Source organism: Streptococcus oralis subsp. oralis (assembly GCF_002096445.1).
GTDB classification, from domain to species: domain Bacteria; phylum Bacillota; class Bacilli; order Lactobacillales; family Streptococcaceae; genus Streptococcus; species Streptococcus oralis_N.
The window spans coordinates 162,492-174,926 of sequence record NZ_NCUK01000013.1 but is presented as its reverse complement, the minus strand read 5'-3'; the positions used below and the strand labels follow the sequence as shown (position 1 = coordinate 174,926).

Below are 12,435 nucleotides of genomic sequence, written 5' to 3'. Positions count from 1 at the left end.
CTCTTTGAAAGTCTATTCTTTTTCTTGGTATTTTGGCAAGAAAGTTTCCATCAAGAAGGAAGTATCGTAATCACCAGCGATAACTCGGCGGTCTGAAATCAGATCCAACTGGAAGTCTGCATTGGTTTGCACTCCTTCAATATCAAGTTCATAAAGTGCCCGTTGCATCTTCATTAAGGCATCAAAACGATTCTCCCCATGAACAATGATTTTGGCAATCATACTATCATAGTAAGGAGGAATGGTATAACCTGGATAAACCGCTGAGTCCACGCGCAAGCCAACTCCACCACTTGGTAGATAGAGATTGGTAATTTTACCTGGGCTTGGGGCAAAGTTAAATGCTGGATTTTCTGCATTGATCCGGCACTCGATAGCATGACCTCGTAGGACAATATCTTCTTGTTTGAAAGGTAAAGGTTGCCCAGCAGCAATGCGAATCTGCTCTTTCACGATATCAACACCTGAAACAAACTCTGTGACTGGGTGTTCAACTTGCACACGAGTATTCATTTCCATGAAGTAGAAATTGCCACTCGCTTCATCGAGAAGAAATTCAATCGTCCCTGCATTTTCATAACCTACAGACTCTGCTGCACGAACGGCTGCAGCACCAATTTCATGACGAAGGGTTTTGCCAATCGCAATGGACGGGCTTTCTTCTAAGACCTTTTGGTTATTCCGTTGGAGTGAACAATCCCGTTCACCAAGATGGACAACATGACCCTCTTGGTCCGCAAGAATCTGAACTTCGATATGACGAGCTGGATAAATCACACGTTCAAGATACATAGCGCCATTTCCAAAATTGGCCTTGGCTTCACTGGATGCTGTCTCAAAGGCTGCGACCAAGTCTTCTGCCTTTTCAACCTTACGAATCCCTTTTCCACCACCACCTGCCGATGCCTTAAGCATGACTGGATAGCCAATTTTTTCTGCAACTGCAAGCGCCTCTTCAGCCGTGTGAACTTCACCATCAGATCCTGGGATAACTGGAACCCCAGCCTTGATCATTTGCTCACGCGCATTGATCTTATCTCCCATGGTATCCATTACAGCCCCAGAAGGACCGATGAACTTAATCCCCACTTCATCACACATCGTGGCAAACTTGGAGTTTTCGCTAAGAAAACCAAAACCTGGGTGGATGGCTTCTGCTTCTGTCAAGACTGCAGCAGACAAAATAGCGTTGATATTGAGATAAGATTCTGTCGCCTTACCAGGTCCAATACAGATAGCTTCATCCGCTAGGAGTGTGTGAAGAGCTTCCTTATCAGCAGTTGAATAAACTGCCACGGTCGCAATGCCCAATTCACGCGCAGCTCGAATAATGCGAACCGCAATCTCACCACGGTTGGCAATTAAAATTTTACGAAACATGGAGAACCTCCTTAGTTTCCAATTGCAAAGGTAAGAGTACCACTCGCTGCAAGCTTACCATCTACTTCAGCCTTTGCTTCAACCACAGCAATTGTACCACGACGTTTAACAAAAGTAGCCGTCATGACTAATTGATCACCTGGTACAACTTGCTTCTTGAACTTAACCTTGTCCATGCCAGCATAGAAGACCAGTTTCCCTTTATTTTCAGGTTTGGACAATTCCAAGACACCAGCAGTCTGAGCCAAGGCTTCCATGATAAGAACACCTGGCATGACTGGGTATTGTGGAAAATGACCATTAAAGAAAGGTTCGTTGATGGTCACATTTTTAATGGCAACAATGGTATCCTCGCTCACTTCCAAGACACGATCCACTAGGAGCATGGGGTAGCGATGGGGTAGAGCTTCTTTGATTCCTTGAATATCGATCATTTGATGCGTACCAATCCTTTACCGAACTCAACCATTTCTTCATTTGAAACGAGAATTTCTGTCACCACACCATCTTTAGGTGCAGGAATTTCATTCATGACCTTCATGGCTTCGATGATCACCAAAGTCTGACCTTTTTTAACACTGTCTCCAACTGTGACAAAGGCAGGTTTATCTGGCCCAGCGGCCAAGTAAGCCACCCCTACAAGTGGGCTTTCAACAACATCACCCTCTGGAGCAACCGTCGTTTCAGCTGGTGCTGGAGCTTCTTCCACTGCACTCTCTACTGGAGCTGAAGGGGCAGAAACTACTGGACTTGCAGCTACTGCAGTTGGCACTGGAGCAACTTGAGCTGGTGCTTCAGAAGCCATTCTTACTTCATTCTTACTGAACTGCAATTCGTCCGTTCCGTTTTTATAAGAAAATTCTCTCAAACTTGATTGGTCAAATTGAGCCATCAAGTCCTTGATTTCATTTAAATTCATAATTATTTATTCTCCCAACGTTTGAAAGCCAGAACCGCATTGTGTCCACCAAAACCAAAAGTGTTTGAAATAGCATAAGGGATTTCTTGCTCCAAGCCTTGTCCATAAACGACATTGGCTTCGATATAGTCTGATAACTCACTTGTTCCAGCTGTCATTGGTACATAGTTATGACGCATGGCTTCGATGGTAGCGATGGCTTCTACTGCTCCTGCAGCACCAAGCAAGTGTCCTGTGAAGGACTTAGTTGAAGATACAGGTACTTCTTTACCAAGAACAGCTACGATCGCACCACTTTCTCCTTTTTCATTTGCAGGAGTTGAAGTTCCGTGGGCATTGACGTAAGCCACTTGCTCTGGAGAAATTTCTGCTTCTTCCAAAGCCAATTTCATAGCCTTAATCGCACCTTGACCTTCTGGATGAGGTGAAGTCATATGGTAAGCATCACAGGTATTTCCATAACCAACTACTTCAGCCAAGATAGTTGCACCACGTTTTTCAGCATGTTCAAGGCTTTCAAGAACCAACATTCCTGAACCTTCTCCCATCACAAATCCGTTACGATCTTTGTCAAATGGGATAGAAGCACGAGTTGGATCCTCTGTAGTTGATAGGGCGGTCAAAGCTTGGAAACCAGCGATAGCAAAAGGAGTGATAGATGATTCTGATCCACCAACTAACATGACATCTTGGAAACCAAACTTGATAGAGCGGAAGGCATCCCCAATGGCATCGTTTGATGAAGCACAGGCTGTATTGATTGATTTACAGATACCGTTTGCTCCAAAACGCATGGCAACATTTCCTGAAGCCATATTTGGCAAGGCTTTTGGAAGGGTCATTGGTTTAACGCGTTTTGGACCTTTTTCATGAAGACGGATAACCTGATCTTCGATTTCTTTAATTCCCCCAATACCAGAAGCTACGATAACACCAAAACGATCTTTATCGATTGCTTCTACATCAAGATTTGCATTTGTCACCGCTTCTTGAGCCGCATACAAGGCATACAAAGAATAGTTGTCAAAACGGTTGGTATCTTTTTTGACAAAGTATTTATCAAATGGGAAATCTTGAACTTCTGCCGCATTGTGCACAGCAAATTCGCTGTGGTCAAACTTAGTGATTTCTCCAATTCCAATCTTCCCAGTTTGCAAACTGTTCCAAAATTCTTCTGGAGTATTTCCGATAGGAGAGGTCAATCCGTAACCTGTTACTACAACTCGATTTAGTTTCATCTGTCTTACCTATATCTTTCCTTATTTTTTACATGCTAAGTCCGCCATCAACAGCGAGAACTTGTCCAGTCAAATAATCCTGTCCAGCCAGGAACACTGTAGCATCTGCGATATGTTCTGCTTGACCAAAATGTTTCATTGGGATTTGGGCCAATGTCGCTTCTTTGACCTTATCAGATAAAACAGCCGTCATATCTGATTCGATCATTCCTGGTGCAAGAGCATTTACGCGCACATTACGATTGGCAACTTCACGTGCTACTGACTTGGTAAAACCAATCAAACCTGCTTTAGAAGCTGCATAGTTGGCTTGTCCGATATTTCCCATCAAACCGACCACACTAGACATGTTGATAATCGCACCTTCACGTGCCTTGATCATCTGTTTCAATACTGCTTGCGTCATGTTGAAGGTACCTGTCAAGTTGATTTTAATCACTTTTTCAAAGTCTTCTTCTGTCATCTTGAGCATAAGCGTATCTTGAGTGATCCCAGCATTGTTGACCAAGACATCGATAGAACCGAGTTCTGCAATCGCTTGATCTACCATACGCTTGGCATCTGCAAAGTCTGAAACATCACCTGAGATCGGTACTACTTTGACACCATAGTTTGAAAACTCAGCCAGCAATTCTTCTGAGATTGCTCCGCGACTATTCAAAACTACATTAGCACCTAGTTGGGCAAATTTGTGAGCAATGGCAAGTCCGATACCACGACTTGAACCTGTTACAAAGACATTTTTGTTTGTAAGTTGCATTCTATCTCTCCTGTTTCCTGTTGTATTTTGTGGGAGAAGGGATCATTAGTTTCCTAACAAAGCATCCAAGCTTGCTTGGTCTTCAACGTTAGCTAGCTGAGCTGTTTTATCGATTTTTTTGACAAAACCTGATAGGACCTTACCAGGACCAATTTCAATAAAGTTGGTTACCCCAGCATCCTGCATCACAGCAATACTTTCATAAAAACGAACAGGTTCTTTGACCTGACGCGTCAAAAGCTCTTGGATTCGATCTTTTTCCATAACAGCAGCTTCCGTATTGCCGACTAGTGGGCAAGTAAAGTCAGAGAAACTCACTCCCTCCAGAGCTCCAGCTAGTTGCTGACTGGCTGGCTCTAAAAGTGCTGTATGGAAAGGACCAGATACATTTAAAGGAATCAATCGTTTTGCTCCTGCTTCCTGCAAGAGTTCAACTGCGCGGTCAACCGCAGCCACCTCGCCACCGATAACGATTTGGCTTGGGGTGTTGTAGTTAGCTGGAGTCACTACTCCAACTTTAGAGGCTGTTTCACAAACTTCCTCGATCACTTCAACTGAAGTATTAAGAACGGCAACCATCTTCCCAGAGCCTGCAGGTGCAGCCTCTTCCATATAAGCACCACGTTTAGCAACCAAGGCAACTGCAGCCTCAAAGTCCAAGGCACCACTTGCTACAAGAGCAGAATATTCCCCAAGAGACAATCCTGCTACCATATCCGGCTGGTAACCCTTTTCTTTTAATAGTCGGTAAATAGCAACCGAAGTCGCTAAAATAGCTGGTTGCGTATAGCGAGTCTGGTTTAACTTGGTTTCTTCCTTATCAATCAAGTCACGAAGGTCATAACCCAAAACCTGACTTGCTTGGTCAATTGTTTCCTTGACAATAGGATAGCGATCATAGAGATCACGCCCCATTCCTAGATACTGAGCACCTTGACCTGCAAATAGAAAGGCTGTTTTAGTCATTTCTTACAACTCCTGCCCAACGAGAGGCTTCTTCTTGAATTTTTTTGGCTGCGCCATAGTATAGATCTTTTAGGATTTCTTCGACAGTTTCCTCTTTAGAAACCAAACCAGCGATCTGACCTGCCATGACAGATCCACCTTCTACATCTCCATGGACAACGGCTTTAGCAAGAGCACCAGCTCCCATTTGTTCAAAGATTTCTAAATCTGGATTTTCTTGTTTAAAGGCATCTTTTTCAGCCTGCTCAAAGTCACGTGTCAACTGGTTTTTAATGGCACGAACAGCATGACCAAAGTGTTGAGCGGAAATAGTCGTATCGATATCACGCGCTTTTAAGATTTTTTCCTTGTATTTTGGATGGGCGTTGGATTCCTTAGCTACCACGAAACGCGTACCAACTTGAACGGCCTCAGCACCAAGCATAAAGCCTGCAGCGACACCTTCACCGTCCGCAATTCCTCCAGCTGCGATAACTGGAATTGAAACAGCTGCAGCAACTTGGCGAACCAAGGTCATCGTCGTTAATTTACCAATATGCCCACCGGCTTCCATTCCTTCTGCAATAACTGCATCTGCACCAATTTTTTCCATGCGTTTTGCCAAAGCAACACTCGGAACAACAGGAATAACTGTAATTCCTGCATCATGGAAACGAGTCATGTATTTACTTGGATTTCCTGCACCAGTTGTAACCACCTTGACCCCTTCTTCAATCACGAGATCAACGATGTCTTCTACAAAAGGTGACAAGAGCATGATGTTGACACCAAAAGGTTTGTCCGTAAGTGATTTGATTTTATCGATATTAGCCTTTACGACCTCTTTAGGTGCATTCCCACCGCCGATGATCCCTAGACCACCAGCTTTTGATACTGCACCAGCTAAGTCACCATCCGCAACCCAGGCCATTCCTCCTTGAAAAATAGGATAATCAATGTTCAATAATTCTGTAATACGTGTTTTCATAGTGCCTCCATCATTCCTTGCTTACGTAATAGTTCGATGAGTTTATCATTTGAGTTTCAAACTATTACCTAAACAAGAGGGAGTGGGTTTCCCCTACTCCTTCTAGTAATATGTTAATTATTTTGTTTGCTCTTCAACGTAGGCAACCAAGTCACCAACTGTTTTCAAGTTATCTTCTGCTTCGATTTGGATATCGAAAGCATCTTCGATTTCAGAGATTACTTGGAACAAGTCCAATGAATCTGCATCCAAATCATCAAAAGTAGATTCAAGTGTTACTTCTGATGCGTCTTTCCCAAGTTCTTCAACGATAATTTCTTGTACTTTTTCAAATACTGCCATGATAGGACTCCTTTAAAATATAAAAAATTTATAACTATGTGTTTACCACATGATTACCTAGATTGTAAGAATGAGTGTGCCCCATGTCAAACCTCCACCGAAGCCTGATAGGAGAATCGTCTGGCTACCATCTAAACGAATCTTGCCATTCTCCACACACTCTGAGAGCAAAATCGGGATACTTGCTGCACTGGTATTTCCATACTCCATCATATTGGCAGGAAGCTTGTCTCGGTCTACGCCGATCTTCTTAGCCATCTTATCCAAAATGCGGATATTTGCCTGATGAAGCAAGAGATAATCCAATTCCGATGCTGCGATTGGACCATTTTCAATGGTTTCTTTAATCGATCTAGCAACATCACGATTTGCAAAATCAAAAACTGCTCGTCCATCCATTTTCAAAAAAGCAGGAATTGCTTCTTGATCCGAGAAAGGAGAAGCCAAAGCCGTTTGACCATAGGTCAAACACTCGCTCCGAGAGCCATCTGTACAGAGACTTTCCACAAGGAAGTGCCGTGTTTCGCTCGCTTCCAAGAGAACCCCACCAGCTCCATCTCCAAAGAGAACAGCTGTTGAACGATCTGACCATTCAACTGCCTTGGATAAGGTTTCAGCCCCGATAACAATCCCTTTTTTTAACTGTCCAGAACTTAGAAACTTTTCAGCAGTTGAGAGAGCGAATACAAAGCCACTGCAAGCTGCTGTCAGATCAAAGGCGAAAGCTCTATGCGCTCCGATATTTGCCTGAACTCGAGCTGCTGTGGAAGGCATCATCGAGTCTGGGGTAATCGTCGCTACAATGATAAAATCAATCTGATCCGCTGTTAAGCTCCCTTTAGCCAACAAGCTCTTAGCTACTTCTGTCGCCAAGTCACTTGTAGACTCTGTTTTTGAAATATGTCTCTGTTTAATTCCTGTCCGACTTGAAATCCACTCATCGCTTGTGTCCATGATTTGGGCTAAGTCATGATTAGTGACCACTTGCTCTGGAACATAATGAGCAACCTGGCTTATCTTTGCAAAAGCCATTATTTCAAATCCTCCAAAAATTGATAAAGGTTCGTTAAACCTCTGCCCATGACTTCTTTTTCCTCAGGGCTCATGCCATCGATGATTTTTTCGACCATAGCCTTGTGGAACCGTTTATGAAGACGATGGACTAACCGACCTTTCTTGGTCAAATGCAGATAGACCACACGTCTATCCTGATCAGAACGAATACGCTCAATATAACCTTTTCTTTCCAGGTTATTCAAGCTAGTTGTAACCGTTCCAAGAGTTACCATCAGTTCCTTTGAAACCTTGCTTGGTGTTGCCTCTGGGAACTTCCCAATCACATCAATCGTGTGCATTTCTTTGATGGAGATGTCTTTGAATCGACTACCTCGTAAGCTAACCTCCTCGATCACAAGGACATTGTTGAAAATAGATGTTAGATAATCATTTACTTGTTGGTAGTCCAAATCGTTTCCCTCTCTCTAAAAAACTTTCACAATCAAAGCATTTGATAAAAGAAGTATATCAAACTTCAAAAAATTGTGCAAGTATTTTTTTACATTCCTGTAAATTTCGGTCTTCTTCTTTCAGAATGCGCTCGAACTCCTTCTTTAAAATCTTCAGTTAGAGATAACGATTCTTGTAGTTTCAATTCTAATTCAGCATAATTCTGCCAATCCTTAAATTGACTTTCCCAAACTAACTTTTTAATCGCTGCGTATGAGTTTGCTGAACCTCTTCTTAATTTTTTCAGAACTTGTTCTCTTGTTTTTTCTAATTTGTCAACTTCACAAACACGGTATACCACGCCCCATTCTAGCGCTTTTTCAGCAGTTAAGGCTTCACCTGTCATGGCAAGTTGTGCAGCCCGTGTTACCCCGATACTACGACTCAAGAGATGAATCCCACCAGCGTCTGGCGCCAAGCCTACTCCGACAAAGGCTTGGATAAATTTTGCCTTGTCAGTCGCCAAACAAAAATCAACTGCTACTGCCATATTTGCTGCGGCACCAGCGACCGCTCCATCTACCTCCATCAAAACAGGTTTAGGAATTTGCTTGATTTTAAAAGAAATTGTATTGACTAATTCTGCAATCTTATTCAAAGAAGGGATATCATCTTCATCTACTGCGCGTTTCATCTCAACCAAGTCTCCTCCAACTGAAAATACCTTCCCATTCGCATTAATCAAGATGAACTGCACAGCTTGATCCTGCTCTGCTAGGGTCAAAGCTTCTAAAATCTCCTCACACATTGGGATATGGAAACCATTTGCCACTTCGGGACGATTCAAAGTAATGATAGCAAGATCATCTATGATCTGATATAAGATATGATTCATAGCTTCTCCTTTTCTTTTGTAAGGCAATAAAATTGTTTTATCATCAAAGTATACCTTTTTTTGGATAAAGAGGCAAGGAAAAACTAAAGGAAAGTGTCTCAGCTGATTATTTACCCATCATTTATGAGTGTGAGTAAAATTTGACACCCTTGCTTTTAAACGGTTATCCCTTTTCAAAATAAGTTAGTGTTTTCTTCTATTATAATAGGAAGTTATTTTCTTCATTGAAAAATACCCCTCTTTCTGCTATAATCGTATAAAATACTTACTTGAGGAGTTCTTATGAAGGTTGTAAAATTTGGCGGAAGCTCGCTTGCCTCTGCTGGTCAGTTAGAAAAAGTTTTAAATATCGTTAAAAGTGATAAAGAACGTCGTTTTGTAGTCGTTTCTGCACCCGGAAAACGCAATGCTGAAGATACCAAGGTAACCGATGCCTTGATCAAATACTATCGCGACTATGTGGCTGGAAATGACATCAGTGCTAGCCAAAGCTGGATCATTGACCGTTATGCCGCTATGGTTAGTGAACTAGGGTTAAAACCTGCTGTTTTAGAAAAAATCTCTAAAAGTATTCGGGCCTTGGCAACTCTTCCTATAGAGGACAATGAATTTCTCTATGATACCTTCCTAGCGGCTGGAGAAAATAACAATGCCAAACTCATTGCAGCCTACTTTAACCAAAACGGCATCGATGCACGCTATGTTCACCCAAGAGAAGCTGGGATTGTTGTCACAAGTGAACCTGGAAACGCACGTATCATTCCATCTAGTTATGATAAGATTGAAGGCTTGGCTGATAGCAACGAAGTCCTTGTCATCCCTGGTTTCTTTGGTGTGACTAAGGAAAATCAAATCTGTACTTTTTCACGTGGTGGGTCAGATATCACAGGTTCTATCATTGCAGCAGGTGTTAAGGCTGATCTCTATGAGAACTTTACAGACGTAGATGGTATCTTTGCTGCCCATCCTGGTATTATCCACCAACCACATTCCATTCCTGAATTAACTTACCGTGAAATGCGTGAGTTGGCTTACGCTGGATTTTCAGTTCTTCATGACGAAGCCCTTCTACCCGCTTACCGCGGAAAAATTCCTCTTGTCATCAAGAATACCAACAACCCTGACCACCCAGGAACACGCATTGTTTTAGAACACAGTAGTGATAAATTCCCAGTAGTAGGGATTGCAGGTGACTCAGGATTCGTCAGCATCAACATGTCAAAATACCTCATGAACCGCGAAGTCGGGTTTGGTCGCAAGGTTCTGCAAATCCTTGAGGACCTCAACATCGGTTGGGAACACATGCCTACAGGTATCGACGATCTTTCAATCATCCTCCGCTCCCGTGAATTAACTCCTATCAAAGAAGAAGAAATTCTACGTCAACTCGTTCAAAAGGCTGAAGTAGACCATGCTGAAATCGAACATGACCTTTCCATCATTATGATTGTCGGAGAAAAGATGAAGAGCCATATCGGGGTAACTGCTACTGCAACACGTGCTTTGTCTGAGAATAAAATCAACATCCAGATGATGTCCCAAGGTTCAAGTGAGGTTTCCATCATGTTTGTTGTCAATAAAGAGCAAGAAAAGGCCGCTATCAAGGCTCTCTACCATGCCTTTTTCGATGAAAGTAAGGAAGACTAATCATGGCCCAATCACTCAATCAAGTCATTGACCTCCAAACTACTGGGACATCTTACCTCTCTATCTCTGGAAAAGTTGGAAAATTTCTAGTTGGGGATCAAGCCATAGAGTTTTATCCTGATGTCAATGTCGAACAATATATCCAAATCCCCTGGTCCAGCATTCAGCAAATCGGAGCCAACGTAAGTGGTCGCAAGATCAGCCGCCACTTTGAAGTCTTCACTGATCAAGGAAAATTCCTCTTTGCTTCAAAAGACTCTGGTGCTATCCTCAAAATTGCTCGGGAAAAATTAGGAAACGACAAGGTTGTGAAACTTCCGACTCTACTCCAGACCATTGGACAAAAACTTAAAAATCTATTTGCAAAAAAGTAGAAACTTTAGTATAATCATAGCAACGGATAAGTAAGTTATCTCCTTCTTTCAGAAAGTCTGCGGGTGCTGCGAGCAGATAGGAGGGATAGGTGAAATTCTACCGTTGTTCACAATTACATATATAATCAAGTGCACACCTGTGAAGTTGGATGGAACCGTGGCCTTGCCACTCCAACACTTTGTCAGGTGTGCTTTTTTTCATAAAGGAGTTCTTATGTTAGATATTAAACGTATTCGTACAGATTTTGATGCTGTTGCTGAAAAATTAGCTACACGTGGTGTAGATGCTGCTATCTTAAATGAGATGAAAGAAATCGATGCTAAACGTCGTGACATCTTGGTCAAGGTTGAAACGCTCAAAGCAGAACGTAACACAGTTTCTGCTGAGATTGCCCAAGCTAAGCGCAACAAGGAAAATGCCGATGACAAGATTGCTGCGATGCAAACCCTATCTGCTGAAGTCAAAGCCTTGGATGCTGAATTGGCGGACATCGATGCTAAATTAACAGAATTTACCACTACTCTTCCAAACATCCCTGCTGACAGCGTTCCTGTTGGGGCTGACGAAGATGACAATGTGGAAGTTCGCCGTTGGGGTACTCCACGCGAGTTTGACTTCGAGCCAAAAGCTCACTGGGATCTTGGTGAAGACCTTGGTATCCTTGACTGGGAACGCGGTGGTAAGGTAACAGGAGCTCGCTTCCTCTTCTATAAAGGACTCGGTGCTCGTTTGGAACGTGCTATCTACAACTTTATGTTGGATGAGCACGGTAAAGAAGGCTATACGGAAGTTATCACACCATACATGGTTAACCATGACTCTATGTTTGGTACTGGGCAATATCCAAAATTCAAGGAAGATACTTTTGAATTGAAAGACACTAATTATGTCCTCATTCCTACAGCTGAAGTGCCTCTTACAAACTACTATCGTGATGAAATCCTTGACGGTAAAGATCTACCAATCTACTTTACCGCTATGAGTCCATCTTTCCGTTCTGAGGCTGGTTCAGCTGGTCGTGATACACGTGGCTTGATTCGTTTGCACCAATTCCACAAGGTTGAAATGGTCAAATTTGCCAAACCAGAAGAATCTTACGAAGAATTGGAAAAGATGACAGCCAACGCTGAAAATATTCTTCAAAAACTCAACCTTCCATACCGTGTCGTTGCCCTCTCTACTGGGGACATGGGCTTCTCAGCTGCTAAGACTTACGACTTGGAAGTTTGGATTCCAGCGCAAAATACCTATCGTGAAATCTCAAGCTGTTCAAATACAGAAGATTTTCAAGCTCGTCGTGCTCAAATTCGCTACCGTGATGAAGCAGATGATAAGGTGAAACTCCTTCACACCTTGAACGGTTCTGGACTTGCTGTTGGACGTACCGTTGCTGCTATTCTTGAAAACTATCAAAACGAAGATGGTTCTGTTACTATTCCTGAAGTCCTTCGTCCATACATGGGTGGAGCTGAAGTTATCAAACCATAAAAAAGGCCTAGC

14 protein-coding genes are annotated in these 12,435 nt (G+C 42.7%); 3 read left to right on the top strand and 11 right to left on the bottom strand.

Features of this window, described 5'->3' with window-relative positions; genetic code table 11:
* Nucleotides 1-12: 12 nt before the first annotated feature.
* The 11 genes from accC to B7721_RS04180 all read right to left on the bottom strand — a co-directional run bounded on the left by accC (nucleotide 13) and on the right by B7721_RS04180 (nucleotide 8,913).
* Nucleotides 13-1,380, bottom strand: coding sequence for an acetyl-CoA carboxylase biotin carboxylase subunit (gene accC, locus B7721_RS04230; protein WP_000488663.1), 1,368 nt, complete (start codon nucleotides 1,378-1,380; stop codon nucleotides 13-15).
* An 11-nt stretch (nucleotides 1,381-1,391) separates the two neighbouring features.
* Nucleotides 1,392-1,814: a 3-hydroxyacyl-ACP dehydratase FabZ gene (gene fabZ, locus B7721_RS04225; RefSeq protein ID WP_000565515.1), complete on the bottom strand. Its 423-nt coding sequence runs from the start codon at nucleotides 1,812-1,814 to the stop codon at nucleotides 1,392-1,394.
* A complete protein-coding gene (gene accB, locus B7721_RS04220) occupies nucleotides 1,811-2,299 on the bottom strand; it encodes an acetyl-CoA carboxylase biotin carboxyl carrier protein (protein ID WP_084877685.1) in 489 nt (162 codons plus the stop codon). The genes fabZ and accB overlap by 4 nt, the downstream gene beginning before the upstream one ends.
* A gap of 2 nt (nucleotides 2,300-2,301) precedes the next feature.
* Nucleotides 2,302-3,537, bottom strand: coding sequence for a beta-ketoacyl-ACP synthase II (gene fabF / locus B7721_RS04215; RefSeq protein ID WP_000774052.1), 1,236 nt, complete (start codon nucleotides 3,535-3,537; stop codon nucleotides 2,302-2,304).
* A 28-nt stretch (nucleotides 3,538-3,565) separates the two neighbouring features.
* Complete coding sequence (fabG, locus tag B7721_RS04210; protein ID WP_084877684.1) at nucleotides 3,566-4,297, bottom strand: 3-oxoacyl-[acyl-carrier-protein] reductase; 732 nt, start codon at nucleotides 4,295-4,297, stop codon at nucleotides 3,566-3,568.
* A 45-nt stretch (nucleotides 4,298-4,342) separates the two neighbouring features.
* Entirely contained in the window at nucleotides 4,343-5,263 is a 921-nt protein-coding gene (fabD, locus tag B7721_RS04205) for an ACP S-malonyltransferase (protein ID WP_084877682.1), read from the bottom strand.
* The gene (gene fabK, locus B7721_RS04200) at nucleotides 5,256-6,230 is read right to left on the bottom strand and encodes an enoyl-[acyl-carrier-protein] reductase FabK (protein WP_000857452.1); all 975 of its coding nucleotides are present in this window, start codon (nucleotides 6,228-6,230) and stop codon (nucleotides 5,256-5,258) included. The genes fabD and fabK overlap by 8 nt, the downstream gene beginning before the upstream one ends.
* 117 nt (nucleotides 6,231-6,347) lie before the next feature.
* The gene (locus B7721_RS04195; protein WP_000257840.1) at nucleotides 6,348-6,572 is read right to left on the bottom strand and encodes an acyl carrier protein; all 225 of its coding nucleotides are present in this window, start codon (nucleotides 6,570-6,572) and stop codon (nucleotides 6,348-6,350) included.
* 57 nt (nucleotides 6,573-6,629) lie between these two features.
* Entirely contained in the window at nucleotides 6,630-7,604 is a 975-nt protein-coding gene (locus B7721_RS04190) for a beta-ketoacyl-ACP synthase III (protein WP_084877680.1), read from the bottom strand.
* On the bottom strand, nucleotides 7,604-8,038 hold the full coding sequence (gene fabT, locus B7721_RS04185; RefSeq protein ID WP_000386335.1) for a fatty acid biosynthesis transcriptional regulator FabT: 435 nt from the start codon (nucleotides 8,036-8,038) through the stop codon (nucleotides 7,604-7,606). The genes B7721_RS04190 and fabT overlap by 1 nt, the downstream gene beginning before the upstream one ends.
* Before the next feature lie 89 nt (nucleotides 8,039-8,127).
* Nucleotides 8,128-8,913, bottom strand: a complete 786-nt coding sequence (locus B7721_RS04180; RefSeq protein ID WP_084877679.1) for an enoyl-CoA hydratase — start codon at nucleotides 8,911-8,913, stop codon at nucleotides 8,128-8,130.
* Nucleotides 8,914-9,195: 282 nt separating this feature from the next.
* On the opposite strand from B7721_RS04180, the gene B7721_RS04175 reads away from it, so the two are divergent.
* The 3 genes from B7721_RS04175 (at nucleotide 9,196) to serS (ending at nucleotide 12,423) form a co-directional block, all read left to right on the top strand.
* The gene (locus tag B7721_RS04175; protein ID WP_000869633.1) at nucleotides 9,196-10,560 is read left to right on the top strand and encodes an aspartate kinase; all 1,365 of its coding nucleotides are present in this window, start codon (nucleotides 9,196-9,198) and stop codon (nucleotides 10,558-10,560) included.
* Nucleotides 10,561-10,562: 2 nt separating this feature from the next.
* Complete coding sequence (locus tag B7721_RS04170) at nucleotides 10,563-10,934, top strand: DUF956 family protein (protein WP_084877677.1); 372 nt, start codon at nucleotides 10,563-10,565, stop codon at nucleotides 10,932-10,934.
* A 214-nt stretch (nucleotides 10,935-11,148) separates the two neighbouring features.
* The gene (gene serS / locus B7721_RS04165) at nucleotides 11,149-12,423 is read left to right on the top strand and encodes a serine--tRNA ligase (protein ID WP_084877676.1); all 1,275 of its coding nucleotides are present in this window, start codon (nucleotides 11,149-11,151) and stop codon (nucleotides 12,421-12,423) included.
* Nucleotides 12,424-12,435 lie beyond the last annotated feature (12 nt).

What these genes read in the sequence shown, in the direction of transcription:
- accC (WP_000488663.1), bottom strand. Translation starts at nt 1,380, where the DNA reads ATGTTTCGTAAAATTTTAATTGCCAACCGTGGTGAGATTGCGGTTCGC.
- fabZ (WP_000565515.1), bottom strand. Translation starts at nt 1,814, where the DNA reads ATGATCGATATTCAAGGAATCAAAGAAGCTCTACCCCATCGCTACCCC.
- accB (WP_084877685.1), bottom strand. Translation starts at nt 2,299, where the DNA reads ATGAATTTAAATGAAATCAAGGACTTGATGGCTCAATTTGACCAATCA.
- fabF (WP_000774052.1), bottom strand. Translation starts at nt 3,537, where the DNA reads ATGAAACTAAATCGAGTTGTAGTAACAGGTTACGGATTGACCTCTCCT.
- fabG (WP_084877684.1), bottom strand. Translation starts at nt 4,297, where the DNA reads ATGCAACTTACAAACAAAAATGTCTTTGTAACAGGTTCAAGTCGTGGT.
- fabD (WP_084877682.1), bottom strand. Translation starts at nt 5,263, where the DNA reads ATGACTAAAACAGCCTTTCTATTTGCAGGTCAAGGTGCTCAGTATCTA.
- fabK (WP_000857452.1), bottom strand. Translation starts at nt 6,230, where the DNA reads ATGAAAACACGTATTACAGAATTATTGAACATTGATTATCCTATTTTT.
- B7721_RS04195 (WP_000257840.1), bottom strand. Translation starts at nt 6,572, where the DNA reads ATGGCAGTATTTGAAAAAGTACAAGAAATTATCGTTGAAGAACTTGGG.
- B7721_RS04190 (WP_084877680.1), bottom strand. Translation starts at nt 7,604, where the DNA reads ATGGCTTTTGCAAAGATAAGCCAGGTTGCTCATTATGTTCCAGAGCAA.
- B7721_RS04180 (WP_084877679.1), bottom strand. Translation starts at nt 8,913, where the DNA reads ATGAATCATATCTTATATCAGATCATAGATGATCTTGCTATCATTACT.
- B7721_RS04175 (WP_000869633.1), top strand. Translation starts at nt 9,196, where the DNA reads ATGAAGGTTGTAAAATTTGGCGGAAGCTCGCTTGCCTCTGCTGGTCAG.
- B7721_RS04170 (WP_084877677.1), top strand. Translation starts at nt 10,563, where the DNA reads ATGGCCCAATCACTCAATCAAGTCATTGACCTCCAAACTACTGGGACA.
- serS (WP_084877676.1), top strand. Translation starts at nt 11,149, where the DNA reads ATGTTAGATATTAAACGTATTCGTACAGATTTTGATGCTGTTGCTGAA.